Origin of the sequence: Ancylobacter sp., from assembly GCF_965229075.1 — a bacterium.
In the GTDB taxonomy this organism is placed as follows: domain Bacteria; phylum Pseudomonadota; class Alphaproteobacteria; order Rhizobiales; family Xanthobacteraceae; genus Ancylobacter.
This window is the reverse complement of record NZ_CBDDIO010000002.1, coordinates 3,526,214-3,548,857: the sequence shown is the minus strand read 5'-3', so window position 1 is coordinate 3,548,857 and position 22,644 is coordinate 3,526,214. Positions and strand designations below refer to the sequence as shown.

18 protein-coding genes are annotated in these 22,644 nt (G+C 66.4%); 1 reads left to right on the top strand and 17 read right to left on the bottom strand.

Going from position 1 to position 22,644, the window contains the following annotated elements; genetic code table 11:
- Positions 1–132: 132 nt before the first annotated feature.
- The gene (gene gltA / locus ACO07Z_RS22465; protein ID WP_307018028.1) at positions 133–1,440 is read left to right on the top strand and encodes a citrate synthase; all 1,308 of its coding nucleotides are present in this window, start codon (positions 133–135) and stop codon (positions 1,438–1,440) included.
- An 88-nt stretch (positions 1,441–1,528) separates the two neighbouring features.
- On the opposite strand, the gene lpxB is transcribed toward gltA, so the two are convergent.
- From lpxB to ACO07Z_RS22380, 17 genes are all read right to left on the bottom strand, one after another.
- Positions 1,529–2,707, bottom strand: coding sequence for a lipid-A-disaccharide synthase (lpxB, locus tag ACO07Z_RS22460; RefSeq protein WP_421700719.1), 1,179 nt, complete (start codon positions 2,705–2,707; stop codon positions 1,529–1,531).
- The gene (locus tag ACO07Z_RS22455) at positions 2,704–3,603 is read right to left on the bottom strand and encodes an LpxI family protein (protein ID WP_421700718.1); all 900 of its coding nucleotides are present in this window, start codon (positions 3,601–3,603) and stop codon (positions 2,704–2,706) included. The genes lpxB and ACO07Z_RS22455 overlap by 4 nt, the downstream gene beginning before the upstream one ends.
- Complete coding sequence (gene lpxA / locus ACO07Z_RS22450; protein WP_421700717.1) at positions 3,578–4,411, bottom strand: acyl-ACP--UDP-N-acetylglucosamine O-acyltransferase; 834 nt, start codon at positions 4,409–4,411, stop codon at positions 3,578–3,580. Before lpxA ends, ACO07Z_RS22455 begins: the two co-directional genes overlap by 26 nt.
- Complete coding sequence (gene fabZ / locus ACO07Z_RS22445) at positions 4,408–4,896, bottom strand: 3-hydroxyacyl-ACP dehydratase FabZ (RefSeq protein WP_244376415.1); 489 nt, start codon at positions 4,894–4,896, stop codon at positions 4,408–4,410. Before fabZ ends, lpxA begins: the two co-directional genes overlap by 4 nt.
- A gap of 4 nt (positions 4,897–4,900) precedes the next feature.
- A complete protein-coding gene (gene lpxD / locus ACO07Z_RS22440; protein WP_421700716.1) occupies positions 4,901–5,974 on the bottom strand; it encodes a UDP-3-O-(3-hydroxymyristoyl)glucosamine N-acyltransferase in 1,074 nt (357 codons plus the stop codon).
- Between the two features lie 87 nt (positions 5,975–6,061).
- A complete protein-coding gene (bamA, locus tag ACO07Z_RS22435) occupies positions 6,062–8,488 on the bottom strand; it encodes an outer membrane protein assembly factor BamA (protein ID WP_421700715.1) in 2,427 nt (808 codons plus the stop codon).
- 188 nt (positions 8,489–8,676) lie between these two features.
- Positions 8,677–9,822 (bottom strand): RIP metalloprotease RseP, encoded by a 1,146-nt coding sequence (gene rseP / locus ACO07Z_RS22430; protein WP_421700714.1) that lies wholly within the window; start codon positions 9,820–9,822, stop codon positions 8,677–8,679.
- Positions 9,823–9,983: 161 nt separating this feature from the next.
- On the bottom strand, positions 9,984–10,805 hold the full coding sequence (locus ACO07Z_RS22425; RefSeq protein ID WP_421700713.1) for a phosphatidate cytidylyltransferase: 822 nt from the start codon (positions 10,803–10,805) through the stop codon (positions 9,984–9,986).
- A 4-nt stretch (positions 10,806–10,809) separates the two neighbouring features.
- Complete coding sequence (locus ACO07Z_RS22420) at positions 10,810–11,517, bottom strand: isoprenyl transferase (RefSeq protein WP_421700865.1); 708 nt, start codon at positions 11,515–11,517, stop codon at positions 10,810–10,812.
- 115 nt (positions 11,518–11,632) lie between these two features.
- A complete protein-coding gene (gene frr, locus ACO07Z_RS22415; RefSeq protein WP_421700712.1) occupies positions 11,633–12,196 on the bottom strand; it encodes a ribosome recycling factor in 564 nt (187 codons plus the stop codon).
- Between the two features lie 143 nt (positions 12,197–12,339).
- The gene (pyrH, locus tag ACO07Z_RS22410) at positions 12,340–13,071 is read right to left on the bottom strand and encodes a UMP kinase (RefSeq protein ID WP_244376410.1); all 732 of its coding nucleotides are present in this window, start codon (positions 13,069–13,071) and stop codon (positions 12,340–12,342) included.
- 101 nt (positions 13,072–13,172) lie between these two features.
- Positions 13,173–14,096: a translation elongation factor Ts gene (gene tsf / locus ACO07Z_RS22405; protein ID WP_421700711.1), complete on the bottom strand. Its 924-nt coding sequence runs from the start codon at positions 14,094–14,096 to the stop codon at positions 13,173–13,175.
- Positions 14,097–14,219: 123 nt separating this feature from the next.
- Positions 14,220–15,218, bottom strand: coding sequence for a 30S ribosomal protein S2 (locus ACO07Z_RS22400; protein WP_421700710.1), 999 nt, complete (start codon positions 15,216–15,218; stop codon positions 14,220–14,222).
- Positions 15,219–15,399: 181 nt separating this feature from the next.
- Positions 15,400–16,278: a sulfotransferase family protein gene (locus tag ACO07Z_RS22395; RefSeq protein WP_421700709.1), complete on the bottom strand. Its 879-nt coding sequence runs from the start codon at positions 16,276–16,278 to the stop codon at positions 15,400–15,402.
- Positions 16,279–16,618: 340 nt separating this feature from the next.
- Complete coding sequence (dnaE, locus tag ACO07Z_RS22390) at positions 16,619–20,053, bottom strand: DNA polymerase III subunit alpha (RefSeq protein WP_421700708.1); 3,435 nt, start codon at positions 20,051–20,053, stop codon at positions 16,619–16,621.
- 534 nt (positions 20,054–20,587) lie between these two features.
- Positions 20,588–21,283, bottom strand: coding sequence for an ABC transporter ATP-binding protein (locus ACO07Z_RS22385; protein ID WP_244376405.1), 696 nt, complete (start codon positions 21,281–21,283; stop codon positions 20,588–20,590).
- Between the two features lie 9 nt (positions 21,284–21,292).
- Positions 21,293–22,621, bottom strand: coding sequence for a lipoprotein-releasing ABC transporter permease subunit (locus ACO07Z_RS22380; RefSeq protein WP_421700707.1), 1,329 nt, complete (start codon positions 22,619–22,621; stop codon positions 21,293–21,295).
- Positions 22,622–22,644: the final 23 nt, after the last annotated feature.

The window sequence follows — 22,644 nt, the reverse complement described above, 5'->3', positions numbered from 1 at the left end:
CTACGACTTTGACCATGGGCCGCAGCGAGACACCCTCCGTCTCCTACGCACAGCGCCAAACGGCAGGCGCGGCCCCTCGCCAAGACGCGATCCGTTTCAGATCCGTTCGTTCCTAGGTTCAGGGAGACCCGCATGGACGCCAGCCAAAGCAACGCGCCAAAATCCGCCACGCTCACCATTGGCGATGAAAGCTGGGAGCTGCCGATCCTGAACGGGACGATCGGTCCTGACGTGATCGATATCGCCAAGCTCTACGCGCAGACCGGCAAATTCACCTACGATCCCGGCTTCACCTCCACCGCCTCCTGCGAAAGCCAGATCACCTATATCGATGGCGACGAGGGCATCCTGCTCTATCGCGGCTACCCCATCGAACAGCTGGCCGAAAGCGACTTCCTCGAAACCTGCTACCTGCTGCTCTATGGGGAGCTGCCGACCGCCGCCCAGAAGGCGGATTTCGATTACCGCGTCACGCGCCACACCATGGTGCATGAGCAGATGAGCCGGTTCTTCCACGGCTTCCGTCGCGACGCGCATCCCATGTCTGTGCTGGTGGCCTCGGTCGGCGCATTGTCCGCCTTCTACCACGACAGCACCGACATTTCCGATCCGCAGCAGCGCATGATCGCCTCGATCCGGATGATCGCGAAGATCCCGACGCTGGCGGCCATGGCCTACAAGTACTCGATTGGCCAGCCCTTCGTGTACCCTAAGAACGACCTCGACTACGCCTCCAACTTCCTGCGCATGTGCTTTTCGGTCCCCTGCGAGGAGTACAAGGTCAATCCGATCCTTTCGCGCGCGATCGACCGCATCTTCATCCTCCACGCCGACCACGAGCAGAACGCCTCGACCTCGACCGTGCGCCTCGCCGGCTCGTCGGGTGCCAATCCCTTTGCCTGCATCGCCGCCGGCATTGCCTGCCTCTGGGGACCGGCGCATGGCGGCGCCAACGAGGCGGCGCTGAAGATGCTCGGCGAGATCGGCTCGGTGGACCGCATCCCCGAGTTCATCAACCGCGCCAAGGACAAGAACGACCCGTTCCGCCTGATGGGCTTCGGCCATCGCGTGTACAAGAACTACGATCCGCGCGCCAAGATCATGCAGCGCACCTGCCATGAGGTGCTCGGCGAACTCGGCATCAAGGACGACCCGCTGCTCGACATCGCCGTGGAACTGGAGCGCATCGCGCTGCAGGACGAGTATTTCGTCGAGCGCAAGCTCTACCCGAATATCGACTTCTACTCGGGCATCACCCTGCGCGCCCTCGGCTTCCCCACGTCCATGTTCACCGTGCTGTTCGCCCTCGCCCGCACCGTGGGCTGGATCGGCCAGTGGAAGGAGATGATCGAGGACCCGAGCCAGCGCATCGGTCGTCCGCGCCAGCTCTACACCGGCGCCACGCAGCGCGACTACGTGCCGATCGCCCGCCGCAAGTGACGGCAGCGCCTCGGCTCTGAGACGACCGACGAAAACCCCGCCTTCCGGTCTGGAAGGCGGGGTTTTTCAATGCCGAGTTCATGCCTGATCAGGCCACGCGACGTCGCTGCGCCAGCGTCTCCAGCACCGCCCGCGCCGCGCGCCGGCTCGGCGGTTCGCCCCCCTCGCCCAAGACCGCATCGAGCCGCGCAAAGGCGGCAAGCTGCGCCTCACGCTCCGGCCCGCCGACGATCAGCCGCGCCAGCTGCGCGGCCATGGCCGGCGGGTCGATGTGCCATTGCAGATATTCCGGCATAGCCGGCTCATCGAGAATGAGATTGGGCAGGATCGCCGTCTTCACCCGGATGATGAAGGGCGCGATACGCCCTTCCAGCCATGGCACGCGGTAGGCGGCAACGGTCGGCACGCCCGCCAGCGCGAGCTCCAGCGTCACCGTGCCCGACGCCGCCAGCGCCGCGCGGGCAATGCGGAAGGCCGCACGCTTCTCCTCATCGCTGACGACGATCCGTGGCTTCACCGCCCAGGAGGCCACTATCGCCTCGACCTGCGCCCGCCGGGCCGGCAAGGTCGGCAGCACCGGCTCGATATCCGGCACCTCGGCCCTCAGCCGCTCCAGAACCTCACCGAAAGTCGCGCCAAGCCGCGCCAGCTCCGAGCGCCGGCTGCCGGGCAGTACCAGCAGCACGGGCGGGGACGCGGCACGGCGGGCGGCCTCCGCCGCATCCGGCCGCAAGCTGGCGAGTTCACCGAGCAGGGGATGGCCGACATAGGTGGTCGGCGGCCCGCCAAGCGCGTGCATCACCTCCGGCTCGAACGGGAGCAGCGCCAACACCCGATCGACATGCGGCGCCATCGCCCGCGCGCGGCCGGGTCGCCAGACCCAGACCGTCGGGGCGACATATTTGACGATCGGCAACTCCGGCAGGCGCTTACGCACCTTGCGGGCGACACGGTGGGTGAAGTCCGGAGCATCGACCAGCACCAGCACATCCGGTGGCCTGGCCACGATGGCGCCCACCGTCTCGCCCATCCGCCGGAGGATGCGCGGCAGACCGGCCACGACCTGCGCGAAGCCCATCGCCGTGATCTCCTCCATGGGGAAGAGCGGCACAAGCCCCTGTCCCTGCATGCGCGCGCCACCGACGCCGCGAAAGCGCACATCACGCGCATGCAGTGCCTTCAGCTCCGCCAGAAGCCCGGCGCCGAGCACGTCACCCGATTCCTCGCCCGCGACGATGAACACATCGAGCGGCGCTTGGCCGCTCATGAGGTGCCTCCATCGCCAGGCTCGAAGCCGAGGATGAAGAGCCCCGCCTCATCCGCGCGGCGGATCAGTTCCGCACCGTCGGCGACGATGACGCCGCCGGCCTCAACCGCGATGCCGGCCAGCCCTGCGCGCACCGCGCCCTCCACTGTGCGCGCACCGAGCGACGGCAGGTCGATCCGTCGATCCTGCCCCGCCTTCGGGCGCTTCACCAGCACCCCGCAACGCGCGGGCATCTTGACCCGGCCATTACCCCGTAGCTCCGACACCCTCGCCAGCATGAGATCGGTGCCTTCGGCCGCCTCGACTGCCACCACATGGCGGTTCATCACCACCAGTCCCTGGCCGATGTCGAGCGGCCCCATCACCGCGAGCGCCTCGCGCCCACGGGCGATATCGGCGCGCGCCGCCGCATCCGGCGCGACCGCGCCGAGCTGGCCCGCCGGCATGAGGATTTCCGGCGCCACCTCATGCGCGCCGACGAGGCGGAAGCCGGACTCCTCCATCAACCGCCCAAGGCCGGTGAGCAGGAAATCGTCACCGCCGCGAAACAGACGAAGCACCCGCGGCATCAGCCGCAGCGTCGCCCAGTCGAGCCGGAGATCGCGGATGCGCGGACGCAGCACATTGCCAATGAACACCACATCGCGGCAGCCGCGGCGGCGCATCTCGCGCTTTAGAAAACCGAAACCGCCCAGCGACACCCATTCATGCGGCCAGGCAGCGAAATCCGCGTCGGCAAAGCCCCGCACCGGGAACAGCACCACCGGGCGCCCGGCCCTGAGCGCACCTTCCGCCACGGCGAGGGGAAATGTACCGCCGCCGCAGATGATCGCCAGCGGCGCGGCGCTCTCCACCTCCCGGGACGGCGCCTCAGGCGGCGTCGGGTTCGGCGCCATGGTCGGCCGCATCGCTGGGAACGATCAAGCGACGCTTGGCGCCGCTGCGCACGAAATCGACCACCTGCATCACATTGGCATCGTCGCCATAGTGCCCGGCGACGCGCTCCACCCGCTCGGCCAGCGTGCCGCCGGAATAGAACAGCTCGCGATAGGCGGCACGCAGCGCGTGGATCTGCGGCCGGGTGAGGCCGCGCCGCTTCATGCCGATGATGTTGAGCCCGCCGAGCCCGCTGCGGCCATAGATCAGCGCGCCGAAGGGAATGAGATCGTGCTGCAGCCCGCACAGCCCGCCGACAATGGCATTGTCGCCGATGCGCACGAACTGATGCACCGCCGACAGGCCGCCAAGGAAGACATTGTTGCCGACCGTGACATGGCCGGCGAGGGTCGCGTTATTGGCGAAGATCACATGGTTGCCGACGATGCAGTCATGCGCGACATGGGCGTTGACCATGAAGAAGCAATTGTCGCCGACCACCGTTTCCCCATGGCCGTTGGCGGTGCCGGTGTTCATCGTCACATGTTCGCGGATGATGCAGTCGCGACCGATCACCAGCTTCGTCGGCTCGCCCTTATAGCCGAGCGACTGCGGCGCCGAGCCGAGCGCGGCGAAGGGATGGACGACCGTTCCCGCGCCAAGCGTGGTGTGGCCGCTGACGGCGACATGCGAGAGCAGCTTGACGCCCTCGCCCAGCACCACATGCGGACCCACGGTGCAGAACGGACCGATCTCGACGCCGGCGCCGAGAACGGCACCCGCTTCCACGCGCGCCAACGGGTCAATCTTCGCCTCGGAAACGGTCATTTACGTCCCTCGCGGGCGATCATCGCGCCCACCTCGGCCTCGGCGACGATCTGGCCGTCGACCTTCGCCTCGCCACGGAACCACCACATGTTCCGCCGCTTGGACATCTGCGTCATGTGATATTCGAGCACGTCGCCCGGCACCACCGGCTTGCGGAACTTCGCCTTGTCGATGGTCATGAAATAGACGAGCGACGGTGCGCCGTCTTCCGGCCGGTTCAGCAGGCAGATGCTGCCGGCAGTCTGGGCCATGCCCTCGAGAATGAGCACGCCGGGCATAACCGGATTGTCCGGGAAATGGCCCTGGAAATGCGGCTCATTGGCGGTAACGTTCTTGATGCCGATCGCCTTCCGGTCGCCTTCGATGCCGACGATCTTGTCGACCAGCAGAAACGGATAACGGTGCGGCAGAGCCGCCAGAATGCGCTTGATATCGGCGGTGCCGAGCGCTGTCGGCTCGACTGCGGCTTCGACCTGCACGTCCATTCCTTCATTGCCCCTGTTGTTCGCCGCGACGGGCGCCGATTTCGCCGCGCCCGAGGCGCTGGACCGCCATCACCTCGCGGAACCAGTCGCGCATCGGCTTGGCGGGAGAGCCCCCCCATTCGACACCCGGCGGCACGTCGTCCTTCACATTGCTCGACGCGGCGATGCGCGCGCCGTCGCCGATATGGACATGGCCGATGACACCGACCTGCCCGCCCAGCATGACGAAATCGCCCAGGGTCGCGCTGCCGGCGATGCCGGCCTGCGAGACCACGATGCAGTGTCGCCCGATGACCACGTTGTGCGCGATCTGCACCAGATTGTCGATCTTGGTCCCCTCGCCGATCACCGTATCGCGCAGGCCGCCACGGTCGATGGTGGTGGAGGCGCCGATCTCGACATCGTCCTGCAGGATGACGCGGGCGATCTGCGGAATCTTGGCGTGCCCCTTGGCGCCGCCGACATAGCCGAACCCATCTTGGCCGATACGGGCGCCGGGATGGATGATGACGCGATCGCCGACCAATGTGTGCTGCAGCGTGACGCCGGCGCCGATAGAGCAGTGACGGCCGATGCGCACCCCCTGCCCGATCACGGCGCCAGCCGCGATCACCGTGCCCGTGCCGACTTCCGCCCCGGCCCCGATCACCGCACCGGGATCGACTGTCACATCCGCTTCCAGCCGCGCCTGCGGGTGGACCATGGCGCCCGCGGCGACGCCGGCCTGGCCGAACATCGAGCCCGGCTGCAGGCTGCCGGCATAAAGCCGCCGGGCAACAGTGACAAAGGCGGCATGGGGCTTGGCCACGCGAAGCGCGACCGTGCCGGCCGGCACATGGGCGGCGAAGCGTTCGGTGACGAGGCAGGCGCCGGCGCGGGTGGCGTGGAGCGCGGGGACATGGCGGGCCCCGTCCATGAAGGCGAGATCGTGCGGGCCCGCCTCTTCGAGCGAGGCAACACCGGAAAGGCGCACCGCCGCCGCAGAGGACGGAAGCGCCGCCAGGTCCGCCGCAACCAGTGCCGCGATCTCGGTCAGTGTCAGCGCCGCCGGCACCGGATGGAAGAAGGGATCGTTCATCGCCGCCTGTCGACTGCCGTGGCACTTCCCAAACGCATGGGCGGCCCGGATGACCGGACCGCCCTGCATCTCATGAGATGGAGTGTATCAGAACGTGGTGCCGCCGCTGAAGCGGAACTCCTGAACCTCGTCGTACCATTCCTTGGTCAGCGCCCAGGCGTAGTCGAAGCGCAGCGGACCGAAGGGCGAGGCCCAGATCAGACTGACACCGACCGAGGAGCGGATCAGATCGCTGTCGGCGACGCAGACATTGGCGAGCCCCTGCGTCTTCGAACCCGAGAACGCGCTGCAGTCGACGAGGTTGTTCTGCCAACCCGGGATGTTCGGGAAGGTGGTGTTGCCCTGATAGTCCCACAACGAACCGGCATCGGCGAACACGGCGAACTTCAGGCCGAAATCCTTGGGCAGGAAGGAGAGCGGGAACTGCACTTCCGCCGTCGCACCCCAGAACAGCGTGCCGCCGAGGGCGTCCATGTCCTGGCCAAAGGCACCGGACGCAAGGTCGCGCGGGCCGATACCGTTCGGGGCGAAGCCACGGACGAGGTCGGGGCCCTTGAAGAAGTTGTCGGTGATGCGCAGGTCTTCATTACCCCAGGCGGCGACGTTACCCGCCTGGCCACGCAGCAGCAGCACCGCATCACCGACCACCGGCATGTAGTAGCGTGCGTCGAAGGTGGTGCGCACGTACTGAGAGTCGCCACCGAGACCAGCGAAATCCTGCTTCAGCTCCAGCAAGTAACCGTTGGACGGGTTCTTGTTGTTGTCCAGCATGTTGTAGGAGATCGTGTAGCCGACCGCCGAGGTAAGGATGGACTCGTTATTGATCTCCAGCAGCGCCCACGAGATGTTGTTGTAGATCTCGTCCTCGACGCTGACCGAAATCTCCTTCTGCGACAGCATGTAGCGCAGGCCGAGGGTAAGCTCGTCGGTGAGGGGCAGAGCGACGCGCAGCGTGCCGCCAGCGGTCTGCGTATCGTACTGGCTGTAGCTGGTCGCGCTGGTGGTCTTCCAGAACAGGTCGAAGCCGGCCGCCATGCGGTAATCGAGGAAGTAGGGCTCGGTGAAGCTGAAATCCGCGCCCTGCACGTTCTCGCCGAGCTGACCGGCCAGACGGACATACTGGCCACGACCGAGGAAGTTCTTCTCCGAAATCGCCACTTCGCCGATGAAGCCATCCGTCGTCGAATAGCCGCCAGAGACCGAGAACTCACCGGTGGGCTGATCCTCGACCGTCACCACGAGGATGATGCGGTCCGGCGCCGTGCCGGGCTCATTGGTGATCTTCACATCCTTGAAGTAGCCGAGGTTGCGCAGACGGCGTTCTGCACGATCGACCAGCACGCGGTTATAGGCATCACCTTCGGCGAAATCGAACTCGCGGCGGATGACCCAGTCACGGGTACGGGTGTTGCCGCGAATTTCGATGCGCTCGACATAGACGCGCGGACCTTCCTCGACGGCGAAGACCAGCGAGATGGTACGGGTCTCGACATTGCGATCGCCGCGCGGACGAACCTGGGCGAAGGCGTAACCGGCCTTGGAGACTTCGATGGTCGCGTTCTCGACCGACTTCTCCACCAGCTCGGCATTGTACACCTGGCCCGGCGCCACGCGGATAGCGGCGCGCAGATCCTTGATGTCCACATCCTTGATGCCGGAAACGACATCGACGGTGCCGACGCGATACTGTGGGCCTTCGTCGATCACGTAGGTGAGGACGAAGCCATCGCGCTGACGATCCAGATCAGCGGTCACCGAAATGATGCGGAAGTCGGCATAGCCGTGCTTCAGATAGAAGCGGCGCAGCAGTTCCTGATCGGTGTTGATGCGGTCAACATCGTAAATGTCGGAATTCTTAAGCCAGGAGAGCCAGTTGGTCTCGGTAGTGGTGATCTCGTCCTTCAGCTTGTAGGCCGAATAGGCCTTATTGCCGACGAACTTGATCTCGGCCACGCCGAGCTTGTCACCCTCGGTGATCTCGAACACGAGATCGACGCGACCCTGGCCGCGCTCGATGATCTTCGGCTCGACGCGCACATCGTAGCGGCCGGCGCGGTGATAGATATCGATGATGCGCTGCGTATCGGCCTGAACCGTGGTCTTCGACAGCGGGCTGCGAGCCTTGGACTGCACTTCGAGCGACAGCTGGTCGTCCTTGACCTTCTTGTTGCCCTCAAAGGCGACGCGGTTGATCACCTGATTCTCGACGACAGTCACAACCATCCGCCCACCGCGGTTGCTGATAGTGACGTCGGAGAAAAGCCCAGTGGCGTAGAGCCCCTTGAGCGCCTCGTCGATCTTGGCCGGCGTCAGCGACTGGCCGGGCGAGGTCTGGAAATAGGAGCGGATGGTGTCGGCATCAACGCGTTGATTCCCCTCGACAACTATCGAGTTCGCCGACTGAGCCATGGCCACCCCGGGCGCCATGACGGCACCGGAAACACCGCCGACCGCCACAAGAAGGGCAAAGCCGACTGCCGACGCCAATCTACTCACGAACCGGGAACGAGCCATTTGGTGCGCAACCTTACCGTTGTTCTGGGAGACGACCACCGACACACCCGAAGATGCGCAACCGGCGACACTCCTCACCCTGCACTCCGTTTGATACAGACTTTTCCAGAGCCTGCAAACCGGACCTGCCGCTTTCAGTGCCTTTTCCGGACGGCGTGGCCGCTTGGCAACGCCGTCCCGAATCCTCGTCAAGATTTTGATATATTGAGAATATCGTTCCACGTTGCAAACAGCATCAACATCAGCACGAGCGCCAGGCCGATGCGGAAACCCACCTCCTGGGCTCGTTCGCTGAGCGGCCGGCCGCGCAGCGCCTCGATCCCGTAGAAAAGCAGGTGTCCGCCATCCAGTAGCGGTACAGGAAAGAGGTTAAGAAGTCCGATCGACACCGACAGCACCGCCGCCAGCTGCAGCAGCGCCGCGATTCCGAAGGTGGCGACCTGCCCGGACACCTGGGCGATGCGGATCGGGCCGCCCAGCTGGTCCGCACGCTCGCGTCCGGTCACCACGCCGCCGAGATAGCTGAAGGTGCGATCGACGATGAACCAGACCTCGGCCGTCGCTTGGGTCACAGCCTGAACCGGGCCGAATCGCTCGGTGCGGACCTGCCCTCCCCCGGTGTCGCGGGAGATGCCGAGTACGCCGATGCGGTGCACATTGCCGAAGGTGTCGGTGACTTCTCGCAGATCCGGCGTCGCTTCGAGCGTGAGTCGCTGCCCGCCGCGCTCGACCTCGATGGCGAGCGGCTCGCCGGCATTGGCGCTGACGACGCGCTGCATGTCGCCGAACGAGTCGATCTTCGCGCCATTGATGGTGAGGATGAGGTCGCTCGGCTGGAAGCCGGCGCGCTCAGCGGCGCTGCCAGCCTGCACCGCATCCACCTGCGGCGTCGTCACCTGCCGGCCGACCGTCATGAACAGGCCGGCGAAGATGACAATGGCCAGGATGAAATTCGCGATCGGTCCCGCCGCCACGATCGCTGCCCGGGCGCCGACCGATTTGTGGAAGAAGCTCTCGCGGCGCTCCATCTCGCTCATATGCGAGATCGCCCCACGGTCGGGGGCGCTGGCGGCGTTCTCGTCGCCGAGGAACTTCACATAGCCGCCGAGCGGAATCGCCGAGAGTTTCCAACGCGTGCCGTGGCGGTCGTTGAAGCCGACAATCTCCGGCCCGAAGCCAATCGAGAACGCCACCACCCGCACCCCGGCCCGCCGCGCGACCCAGAAATGGCCCAGCTCGTGGAAGAACACGACAATCGTCAGCACGAACAGAAACGGCACGACATAGCCGAGCAGCCAGCCCGCGGTGCCGCCCATCGAGGCAAGAAAGTCCATCAGCGATTTCCCAGACAGGCACGCCGACGGGCGCGCCGCATGTTCCATAAGGAGCGTTTAAGGCGAAGGTGGGTAAAATGCGGCGCGATATCGGAATTTGCGGCAGGAATCGCGTGCGACCTGGCAGCGCGGGCTGGCAGCGCGGGGAGCCCCCGGCCGTTTCACCACAGCAGGAAGCCGCGCGCGGGCGCGTCCGGCGCGCGCAGCAGACCGATCAACAGCATCACCGCCGCCGCCGCGATGAAACCGTCGAGTCGGTCCATCAGGCCACCATGGCCGGGGATGAGATGGCTGGAATCCTTCACGCCGAAACGCCGCTTCATCGCCGATTCGAACAGGTCGCCGCTTTGGCTGGCAAAGCTCGCCAGCAACGCGACCGGGGCGGCGAGCAAGGCTGTCTCGACCCTCGCGAGGTACAGCGTCGCCATTCCCGCCAGCATGCCGAACAAAGCCCCGCCCAGCGAGCCTGCCCAGGTCTTGTTCGGGCTGACGCGCGGCCAGAGCTTGGGGCCGCCGATGAGGCGACCGCAGAAATAGGCGGCGATGTCGGTCGACCAGACCACGGCGAGCAGCCACACCAGACTCACCAGGCCGAGGCTTCCGTCCTGGCGCAGAATTAGCGTCGGCAGCGCCAGCGCGCCAGCATAAAGCACGCCGAATGGCGCCCATGTCCGCCGTTCGCGGTTGGAACGTGCCACCAGCGCGGCCGTGATGGCGCCAAGCACCACAATGCCGATCGCGGCGGGCGGCGGGCGGATAGCGAGCAGCAGGACGGCCACGACCAGTGTCGCGGCGCCGATCACCAGCAGCGGCGTGCGGGGCTTGGCGCCGATCATGCGCAGCCATTCCCACAGCACGATCACGGAAGAGAGCGCGACGAGGGCACTGAAGGCCCAGCCGCCGGCCACGGCGACCAGCATCACCAACGGCCCCAGCACCAGGGCCGAAGCGAGCCGCGGCAGGAAATCCTCTCCGATCCGCAAGAGCTCAGCTTTCCGCCGCTTCGACGCCGCCGAAGCGGCGCTCGCGCCGACGATATTCGCAGAGCGCCTGCTCCAGCCAGCCGCGATCGAAATCCGGCCACAGCACGGGCAGGAAGACCAGTTCGGCATAGGCCGCCTGCCAGAGCAGGAAGTTCGACAGGCGCTGCTCGCCGCTGGTGCGGATGACGAGATCGAGCGGCGGTAGCCCCGCCGTGTCGAGCGCCTCCGCAAAACGTTCCGGTGTGATGTCCTCGGGCCGCAACTCGCCCGCCGCCACCTGCCGGGCCAGTGCCTGCGCCGCGCGGGCGATTTCGCCACGCGCGCCATAGTTGAACGCCACGGTAAGGCGCACGCCGGTATTGTCGCGGGTCAGCGCCTGTGCTTCATCGAACAGCGCTTGCACTTCGCTGTCGGTCGGATGTCCCTCGCCGATGATGCGCAGGCGGACATTCTTGGCATGAAGCTCCTTGAGATCGGAGCGGATGAAGCGCTTCAGCAGCCCCATGAGCTCGCCGATCTCCCGCTCCGGGCGCGACCAGTTCTCGCTGGAGAAGCTGTAGAGGGTCAGCGCCTCGATGCCGAGTTCCCGGGCATCGGCCACCGTGCGGCGGACGGCTTCGGCGCCCCGCCGATGCCCCTCGAAGCGCGGAAGGCCGTGGCCCTTTGCCCATCGCCCGTTGCCATCCATGATGATGGCAATATGGCGCGGCACCGGGAAGAGCGACGCGGCCGCGCGCCCTTCGGTCTCGATGGCGGCCCCAGAGGCCTCGCCGCGCCTTGCAATGTTCACGGACCCCCCCCATGGCGCCCTGTTCGGCGCCCGCCGATCAAACCGCGAGGATTTCCTTTTCCTTCGCGGCCACGACCTGATCGATCTCGGCAATGAACTGGTCCGTCGCCTTCTGGACCTGGTCGGCGAGCCGGTCGAGATCATCCGAGCTCATCTCGCCGTCCTTTTCCGCCTTCTTGATGATGTCGAGCCCGTCGCGGCGCACATGACGCACCGACACGCGCGCGGCTTCAGCATATTTATGCGCTACCTTGACCAGTTCCTGGCGGCGATCCTGAGTCAGCTCGGGGATGCGCACACGCAGTACCTGCCCTTCGGTCTGCGGGTTCAGGCCGAGATTGGAATCGCGGATGGCCTTCTCGACCGCCGCCACCATTCCTCGGTCCCACACCTGCACCGAGAGCAGGCGCGGCTCCGGCACATTGACAGACGCGACCTGATTCAGCGGCATGTGGCTGCCATAGGCATCCACCTGGATCGGCTCCAGCAGGCTGGCCGAGGCGCGGCCGGTGCGCAGGCCGGAAAGCTCGGTTTTGAGAACGGAGATTGCGCCCGTCATGCGGCGCTTGATATCGGCAATGTCGATCGGACCAGTGCTCATCACGAACCTCATTCATTCATCAGCCGGCCCGAGGCCGACGGGCGCCGGTTGGCGGCTTATCCAACCTAACGGCGCGCATGGCAAGCGTTAGGCGACAACCATGCCCGCACCACGGGCGCGGGACGCCAATTTGGTGGCGAAGGCTACGGCGCTACCGTCGTGGAGCGCCCCTCGCCGCGAATGGCGGCGGCAATCGCCCCCGGCTCGCGGATCGAGAACACGACGATCGGCAGCTTCGATTCCCGCGCCAGCGCGAAGGCGGCAGCGTCCATCACCTTCAGGTCTTTGGCCAGCGCCTCGTCATGGGTCAGCCGCTCATAGCGCCGAGCCGACGGATCGTGCTTGGGATCGGCGGTGTAGACGCCGTCGACATTGGTCGCCTTCATAACCGCGTCGCATTCAAGCTCGGCGGCGCGCAGCACGGCGCCGGTGTCGGTGGTGAAATAGGGGTTGCCCGTGCCGCCGGCCAGCAAAACGACGCGCCCGCGCCCCAGATGGCGCGAGGCGGTCTGGCGGGCATAGGGCTCGCAGATGGTCGGCATGGGAATGGCGGAAAGGGTGCGGGCCGGAACGCCGGCCTTCTCGACCGCCTTCTCCAGCGCCAGCGCGTTCATCACCGTCGCCAGCATGCCCATATGGTCGGCCGTGGCGCGGTCGAGCCCCTGCCCCGCCACGCTGGCGCCGCGCAGGATGTTGCCACCGCCGACGACAACCGCGATCTCGGTTCCGGTGGCGCGGGCCTCCACGAGATCCTGAGCGATGCGCTCGATGGTCGGCCAGTGCAGCCCGAACGCCTCGTTCCCCATCAGCGCCTCACCGGACACCTTGACCAGGACGCGCTCGAAAAGGGCGCCGTGCGGCTCGGGGATCGACATGGGGCACCTCTGGCTTGGCGCGACTCGGGGTGGCGCGCACAGTAAAACACGCCGGACTGCCCGTGGGCGGCCCGGCGTGACTTATCAACGTAACAACGCGCTCAGACGCCGGCAGCGGCCGCGACTTCGGCGGCGAAGTCGCTTTCCTGCTTCTCGACGCCCTCGCCGAGGCCGAAGCGGACGAAGCCGACCAGCTTGATCGGCGCGCCGACCTTGCCTTCGCTCTCCTTCACCGCCTGGGCGACCGTCTTGGACGGATCGTGGATGAACGCCTGCTCGACGAGAGTCACTTCCTTGTAGAAGGTCTTCAGGCCGCTCTCGACGATCTTCTCGACCACGTTGTCGGGCTTGCCGGAGGCCTTGGCCTTCTCGGCGAGCACGCCCTTCTCGCGGGCAATCACGTCGGCGTCGATACCGGCGGCGTCGAGCGCCTGCGGGTTGGCAGCCGCGACATGCATGGCGATCTGGCGACCGAGCGCGGCGAGTTCATCCGCCTTGCCTTCGGATTCCAGCGCGACCAGCACGCCGATCTTGCCGAGGCCTTCGCCCACCGAACCGTGGACATAGGCGCCGATGGCGCCCGCCGACACCGCCAGCTTCTTGGAGCGGCGCAGGTTCATGTGCTCGCCGATGGTGGCGACCGCGTTGTTGATCGCCTCGGCGACGGTGCCGCCGGCCGGATAGGCCGCGGCCTTCACCGCCTCGACATCGTCCTCGGCGCTCAGCGCGACGGTGGCGATGTCGCGCACGAGCTGCTGGAACTGGTCGTTGCGCGCGACGAAGTCGGTTTCGGAGTTGACTTCGACGACGACACCCGTGGTGCCCGATACGGCGAGGCCGATCAGGCCCTCGGCGGCGACGCGCCCGGCCTTCTTGGCGGCCTTGGCGAGACCCTTCTTGCGCAGCCAGTCGATGGCGGCCTCGATGTCGCCGTCGACCTCGGTCAGCGCGGCCTTGCAGTCCATCATGCCGGCGCCGGTCTTCTCGCGCAGCTCCTTCACCATGCCCGCGGTGATGTTGGCCATGTTCCGTTCCTCAACGATCTCTGTGTCTATCGACGACACGGCCGGCCGGACAAAATCCGGGCCGGCCGTGCGATACAATGCTTGGCGCCGGAATGTGACGCCGTCGCGAAGCGGACGCCGGGGTCACTCGACCTCGGCGGTCAGCTCCTTGGCCTGCGCCACCCAACCATCGACACGGCCCGGCAGACCGACTTCTTCGCCGAGACGATGGGCGTCGTCGGCATTGAGGGCGGCGATCTGCCAGAAGTGGAAGATGCCGAGGTCGGTCAGCTGCTTCTCGATCGCCGGCGACACGCCGATGAGCTTCTTCAGGTCATCGGCGATGCCGCGCGGACCCGAGAGGGCTTCGAGGCTGGTCCAGGCGGTCTCCGCCGGCAGGTCCTCGACCAGCGGGGCCTCGGCCGCGCCAACGTCGATGCCGAGATCGCCATGCGAGCGGCCGATGCCGTCGATGGCGGCGCGGGCTACGAGGTCGCAATAGAGGTTGATGGCGCGACCGGCGTCGTCATTGCCGGGAACCGGGAAGGCGATGCCGTCCGGATCGCAATTGGTGTCGAGGATGGCCGCGACCGGAATGCCAAGGCGGCGGGCCTCGGCGACGGCGAGGTCTTCCTTGTTGGTGTCGATCACGAACAGCAGGTCGGGAATGCCACCCATGTCACGGATACCGCCAAGGGCGCGATCGAGCTTTTCCTTCTCGCGCTGGAGCGTCAGGCGCTCCTTCTTGGTGTAGCCGACGCCCTCGCCGGCCGCGAGCAGCTCTTCGAGCTTCTTCAGGCGGGCGATGGAGTGGGAAATGGTCTTCCAGTTGGTCAGCATGCCACCGAGCCAACGGGAGTTCACATAATACTGCGCCGAGCGCTTGGCGGCATCCGCCACGGCATCGGCCGCCTGACGCTTGGTGCCGACGAACAGCACGCGGCCGCCACGGGCCACGGTGTCGGACACCGCCTGCAGGGCGCGGTGCAGCGCCGGCACGGTCTGGGCCAGGTCGAGAATGTGGATGTTGTTGCGGGTGCCGAAGATGAACGGAGCCATCTTCGGGTTCCAGCGGTGGGACTGATGCCCGAAGTGCACGCCAGCTTCCAGGAGCTGGCGCATGGTGAAGTCAGGAAGCGCCATTGTCGTCTCTCATCCGGTTGGGCCTCCGCGGACATGGCCGTGCCGAGGAATTCGGCTGACGGCACCGGAGCGGTCATGAAGCCAGCGTCAGGTTGTGACGAGGGGCTCCCGGCCGCGAGTCCGCGTGCGGAATGGCGCGGCTTATAGGGGAGCGCCGTTCCCGTGGCAAGTCCGCCGCGCGTCAGCGCGCAGCGTTGTGCGCCACAAGGCCGCTCGAGGCGCGGCCGGTCCGCAGGCTAAGCTCCGCCAGCGTGGAGGCGACGAGACCCGGCGTGGCGGCGGGCCGCTCCGTGAGAGCCTGCGCCATGTCACGGTACAGCAAGCCGGCAATCGCGGCGCGACCAAACCCGGCGCCGGGCAACTCAATCGTATGATGACGTAGTTCAGGCGTGAGGAAGGCGTCGATGTCGGCGGCCGCCTCCGCGGACACCTCCGGCCAGGATCCACCCAGATGCTGCTTCATCCGGCTGGTGGCGGCGCGCCAATCCGCCAACAATTCCTCATAGACGACGAGAGCCCGGGGCAGGCCGCGTGTCTCCCGCTCGGCATCCAGCGTGTAACGCATCCACACACCGATAGCCCGCCGCGGCTCCATCTGGTCGCGGCGCGCCAGCGATTGCGCAACCTCCAGCGGGTTGCGCAAGGTGAGAACAGCCTCGGTCGCATAGCCCAGTTCGTCGAGGACGTCCCGATAGAGCGGAACCAGCCGGCTGATGCGCGGGTCCTTCAGCACCACCGTGGAGGCGCCGCCAAACTCACTTTCCAGCGTATCACGCAGCAGGGACCACATGCCCCGCGCCCGCACGACCTCGCTCGCACAGACCGCGATCCGCTGGCGCGAATACCAGCGGTGCCCGCACGCGGCGAGGATTTCGTCGTTGAGATCGACGATCGGTTTGGATTCCCAGTGACCGCGCAGATTGTTCGAGGTCGCACCCATCAAGGTCTGCGGCGTGGCCGCCCCCAGCAGATTGACCGTGCGCGTGAGCGCCGACGTACCGCCGCGATGCATGCCCAGGATCAAAATCGCCCGACGTGTCGTTGAACCCTCGAATACCACCGCCCCGAACACCTTCCCTTGTGCTGCGCGGTAAAAAGGGCATGCCTGCCGCAAAGATCAAGCACAAACGAAACTCAGTAATCGAATAAAATCTGCGCATTTGTTCAGAAACACACAGACATACCGCACCACACTCCGAAACATCGCGTTTCCGCCCTTGGCGACGCAGCACTGCACGTCACTAAGGTTGAATACAACCGGGAACAGACTCTGAATTGCACGCTGGACCCGGCGGGCATGATGAAGCGCGCCACAGGAAGAGGAGAATCGGCAAGTAGAGGCAGCCCGGACCGGGGCCTCTAACGCTGCACGCGTCGCGCAGGCGCCTTTCGCGGTGGCGTCACGCCATCTCGACCATTTCGACACCGGGCACCGCCTTCAGAGCGCCAGCGATCTGCGGCGACAGGCTGAAGCGGCCGGGGAGCTTGACCTCGACTTCGGTGTCACCGCGCTCACCCAACAAAAGCACCAGCGACACCTCGCCGTCGCCCCGTGCGCCACCGAGCGACCCGAGCCGGGTTGCCACGCTTTCCAAGGGCTCGGGCGAGCGCAGGAACACGCGCATGCCCTTCTGCATTTTCGAGGCCGCCTGGTCGAGCGGCTCCACGGTCTGGATACGCGCGCGCACATCCTCGCCCTGCAACTCAGCCGACACCTGCAGCAGCAGGGCCTTGCCGGGCTCAAGCAACTCCCGGTACTGCGCCAGCGCTTCGGAGAACAGCACCGCTTCGAACTGCCCGGACGGATCGGAAAGGCCGACAATACCCATCTTGTTGCCGGTCTTGGTGCGGCGCTCCTGCCGGCTCACCACGGTCGCGGCAAGCCGCCCGGCCATGGAGCCGGCCCGCACCGAACGCGTGAAATCGGTCCAGCGCTGCACGCGCAGCCGGTCCAGCGCCTTGCCGTAATCGTCCAGCGGGTGGCCGGTGAGGAAGAAGCCGATGGCATCGTACTCGCGCTGGAGCTTCTCCGCCGGCAGCCACGGCGCGGCGCTGGGAATCGGCAGTTCCGCCGCGACCGACGGCCCGCCGAACATGTTGCCCTGCCCCGACGCCACCTCGGCCCCGACCGATGCCGCATGGGCGAGCATGCAGTCGATCGCCGCCGAGGCCCGCGCGCGGTTCTTCTCCAGCGCATCGAATGCCCCGGCATTGACCAGGCTTTCCATCGTCCGCTTGTTCAGCGCCTTGGCGTTGATGCGCGAGGCGAAGTCGGCGAGGCTGGTGAAGGGGCGCTCGCCCCGCGCCTCGACAATGGCGTCGACCGAATGGCCGCCGACCCCCTTGATCGCCGCCAACGCATAGAGAATGCGCCCGTCCTTCACGGCGAAGTCGCGCCCGGAGTGATTTACCGAGGGCGGCACGACCTCGATGCCGAGACGCTGCGATTCCTGCCGGAATTCCGCCAGTTTATCGGTATTGCCCATGTCCAGCGTCATGGAGGCGGCCATGAACTCGGTCGGGTAGTTCGCCTTCATATAGGCGGTCTGGTAGGACACCAGCGCATAGGCGGCCGCGTGGCTCTTGTTGAAGCCGTAATCGGCGAATTTGGCGAGCAGGTCAAAGATCTCCGACGCCTTCGCCTTCGGCACGCCGCGTTCCACCGCACCGCTGACGAAGCGCTCACGCTGCTTGTCCATCTCGGCGCGGATCTTCTTGCCCATGGCGCGGCGCAGAAGATCGGCTTCGCCCAGCGAATAGCCGGAGAGCGTCTGCGCGATCTGCATCACCTGTTCCTGGTAGATGATGACGCCGTAGGTCTCCTTCAGGCTGGCTTCCAGGGCCGGGTGCGCATAGGCCGCCTTTTCCTGACCGTTCTTGACCGCGCAATAGACGGGGATATTGGCCATCGGGCCCGGCCGGTACAGGGCGACGAGGGCGATAATGTCCTCCAGCCGGTCCGGCTTCATGTCGACCAGCGCCCGCCGCATGCCGGCGCTTTCCACCTGGAACACGCCGACCGTCTCGCCGCGGGTCAGCATGTCGTAAGTCTTTTTATCGTCGAGCGGAATCGTCGACAGGTCGAGCGTGATTCCCCGCTGGGCGACCAGACGGACGGCGGTTTGCAGGACGGTGAGGGTTTTGAGGCCGAGGAAGTCGAACTTCACCAGCCCCGCCTGCTCCACCCATTTCATGTTGTACTGGGTGACGGGCATGTCCGAGCGCGGGTCTCGATAGAGCGGCACCAGTCGCGCCAGAGGCCGGTCGCCAATGACGATGCCGGCCGCATGGGTGGAGGCGTGGCGGTTAAGGCCCTCCAGCCGGGTGGCGATGTCGAAGGCGCGCTTGACCACCGGGTTGGCGTCGCTCTCGCCCTGCAGGCGCGGCTCGTCGTTGATCGCCTGCTTCAGCGTCACCGGATTGGCCGGGTTCTGCGGCACCAGCTTGCACAACTTGTCGACCTGGCCATAGGGCATTTCCAGCACCCGGCCGACATCGCGCAGCACGCCGCGCGCCTGTAGCGTACCGAAGGTGATGATCTGCGCCACCTGATCGCGGCCATAGCGCTGCTGGACGTAGCGGATCACCTCGTCGCGGCGTTCCTGGCAGAAGTCGATGTCGAAGTCCGGCATCGACACGCGCTCGGGATTAAGGAAGCGTTCGAACAGCAGGCCGAAGCGCAGCGGATCGAGATCGGTGATGGTGAGCGAATAGGCGACCAGCGAACCCGCGCCGGAGCCACGGCCCGGGCCGACCGGAATCCCCTGTGCCTTCGCCCATTTGATGAAGTCCGACACGATGAGGAAGTAGCCGGGGAACTTCATCCGCTCGATGATACCGAGCTCGAAGGCCAGCCGCGCCTCATAGTCCGCGACCGTCAGACCCTCCGTCGGCCCGTGGACCGCCAGACGGTTGCGCAGCCCCTCTTCGGCCTGCAGCCGCAACTCCTCTGCCTCGTCGCGGTCGAGGGTGAAGCGCGGCAAGATCGGCTTCACCGTGCGCGGGCGATAGGCGCAGCGCTGGGCGATTTCCACCGTATTGGCAAGGGCTTCCGGAAGATCGGCGAACAGCTCCGCCATTTCCCCGCGGGTGCGGAAACGGTGCTCCGGCGTTAATTGGCGCCGGTCGGGCTCGGCGACGAGGCGGCCTTCGGCGATGCAGATGAGGGCGTCATGGGCCTCATAATCGTCCTGGGCGGCGAAGAACGGTTCGTTGGTCGCCACCAGCGGCAAGTCGAGGCGGTAGGCGAGTTCTATCAGCGCCGGCTCGACCCGGCGTTCCTCGGCGACGCCATGGCGTTGAATTTCCACGTAAAGCCGGTCGCCGAACAGGGCGTGCAGCGTGGCCAGGCGCTGCTCCGCATGGTCGGCGCTGCCGGCCGCGAGCGCGCGGTCGATGGGGCCGATGGGACCGCCAGTGAGAGCGATGAGACCGGCGGAGCGGCCCTCCAGCCAGTCCGCCTTGATGTGGGGGGCGCCGTCGGAGGCGGTGTCGAGGAAGGAGCGCGACACCAACTCCATGAGGTTCGTCCACCCCTCCTCGTTCATCGCGAGGAGGACGATGCGCGGGCGCTCCTGCCCGGCGGGGCCGCGGGGAGCGGTGCCGGGAAAATCCACCGCCACGGCGCAGCCGAGAATTGGCTGGATGCCGGCGCCGGCCATCTTCTCCGAGAATTCCAGCGCGCCGAAGAGATTGCCGGTGTCGGTGAGGGCGATGGCGGGCTGGCGGTCCTTCTTGGCGAGATCGGCGAGCTTGCCGATGCTCAGCGCGCCTTCCAGCAGGGAGAAGGAGGAATGAACATGCAGATGCACGAACCCGACATCAGCCTGCGCCATCTCACATCCCTCCTGCGACTCGAAACTCCCTATGGTGGGCATCGCCGCCGGCGGCGTCCACCCGTCGCGGCCGTCCTCCCCGCTATCCCCGGCGAAAGGCGGAACGCCTTTCTGCCCCCGGGCTGAAGGCTGCAAGCCTTCATGCCCCCGGGCGGACGGGCCATCGGCCTTCATAGCCCGTGAGCGGGGCTCCACACCCTCAAACCCCGGTGATCACCCCGGCCCACAGGCCGATCATGGCGACGAACAGAGCGATGGACGCGAGAGCGGCGGCTTCCTGAACGAGAACACGGATCATGTCGACCTCCCTGGAACATAGAGAGAACATGACTCCCGCAATCCACATGATCAAGCCATGTTCTTCTTTCGTTCCGGTTCATGGTTGACGAAACGAAAACGCTCCCGACGCCTGCACGCCGAATCGCCGTACGTCATGCCGGGCCGCGCGAGTAGGCTGCGCCAAGCCTTCCTCCTTCGAGGCCCGGCTCCGCCGCGCACCTCAGGATGACGTTGCGCACTTGTGGTTCGTCCGTGTCAGGCGAGTTCCACGACCTGTCCCTCGCGGAGCGTCACCCGGCGGTGCATGCGGTCGGCGAGGTCGAGATTATGGGTGGCGATCACCGCCGCCAGCCCCGTCGCCTCCACCAGCTGCGACAGCGCGTGGAATACATGGTCGGCGGTGTGCGGGTCGAGATTGCCGGTCGGCTCGTCGGCCAGCAGCACGCGCGGCGCGTTGGCGACGGCGCGGGCGATGGCGACGCGCTGCTGCTCGCCGCCGGAAAGTTCGCCCGGCCGGTGTTCCAGCCGCTTGCCGAGGCCGAGATAGCTGAGCAGTTCCTTCGCCCGCTGCGCCGCCTCCCGGCGCGGCAGGCCGCGGATCATCTGCGGCAGCATCACATTCTCCTGCGCGGAGAATTCGGGCAGCAGATGGTGAAACTGGTAGACGAAGCCGACATCGACGCGGCGGATGCGGGTGCGCTCGGCGTCCGACAGGCCGGCGGTGCCGGTGTCCCCGATGAACACCTCGCCGGCGTCCTGATGTTCCAGCAGGCCGGCAATATGCAGCAGGGTGGACTTGCCGGTGCCGGAAGGGGCGACCAGCGCCACGGACTGGCCTTCCATCACGGTGAAATTGGTGCCGCGCAGAATTTCCAGCGTGCCCTCGCCCTGGGCGTAGCGGCGTTCGATGCTCTCAAGCCGCAGCGCAGCCTTGGGGTGAGCGGTCGACATGGCGCCCTCCTATTCGTAGCGCAGCGCTTCCACCGGATCGAGGCGCGCGGCGCGCCAGGACGGGTAGAGCGGGGCGAGAAGGGACAGGATGAGCGCCATCAGCACCACGGTGGCGGTTTCGCCGGCGTTCAGCTCGGCCGGCAGGCGGCTGAGATAGTACAGCTCCGGCGAGAACAGCTCGGTGGCGGTGAGCCAGGAGATGAACTGGCGGATCTCCTCCACATTGAGGCAGACGATGAGCCCGAGCAGGAAGCCGGCCAGCGTGCCGACCACGCCGATGGCGGCGCCCGTGACGAGAAAGATGCGCATGATCGCCCCGCTGGTGGCGCCCATCGTGCGCAATATGCCGATGTCGCGCCCCTTGTCCTTCACCAGCATGTTGAGGCCAGAGACGATGTTGAAGGCCGCTACCACCACGATCAGCGTGAGGATCAGGAACATCACGTTCCGCTCCACCTGCAGCGCGTTGAAGAAGGTGGCGTTCCGCTGGCGCCAGTCGACGATGTAGATCGGCCGCTCCGCCGCCGCCTGCACCAGCGGGCGGTAGCGCTCCACATCATCGGGATGGTCGACATAGACCTCGATGGCGGTCACATCGCCATCCTTGTTGAAATAGGCCTGACTTTCCGCCAGCGGCATGAACACGAAGGCGCTGTCATATTCCGACATGCCGATCTCGAACACAGCCGCGATCTTGTAGACCTTGATGCGCGGCGTCGTGCCCATGGGCGTCACCGCGCCGCGCGGGGCGACGAGGGTGAGATTGTCGCCGGCCTGCAGCGAGAGCTGCTTGGAGAGGCCGCTGCCGATGGCGACGCCGGAACCCTCGTCGAAGCCGTCCAGCGTGCCGGTGCGGATATTGGAGCCGATGGCCGGCAGCGCCCGCAGGCTGGCCTCCGAGAGGCCGCGCACCAGCACGCCACCGGCATTGAAGGCGGAGGAGGCGAGCGCTTGGCCTTCCACCAGCGGCACGGCGAGCTTGACCCCCGGTACGCCGGCAATGCGCTTGGCGACGGCGTCATAATCGGTGAGCGGCCCGTCGATGGGCTGCACCAGCATATGGCCGTTCAGCCCTAGAATCTTCGACAGCAGCTCGGTGCGGAAGCCGTTCATGACCGCCATGACGATGATGAGCGTCGCCACGCCGAGCATGATGCCGAGAAAGGAGAAGCCGGCGATGACCGAGATGAAGCCTTCCTTGCGGCGCGCGCGCAGATAGCGCAGCGACAGCATCCACTCGAAGGCGCTGAACGGCCTGGAGCCCGTGGGCTCCGCGCCGGCGCCCGCCGACGCGGTCTTCGCTGCCTTGGTCCGACGCGCTGCGCTCTTGGCCGCCATGCCTGCTCCGCCCCTCGCCCGGC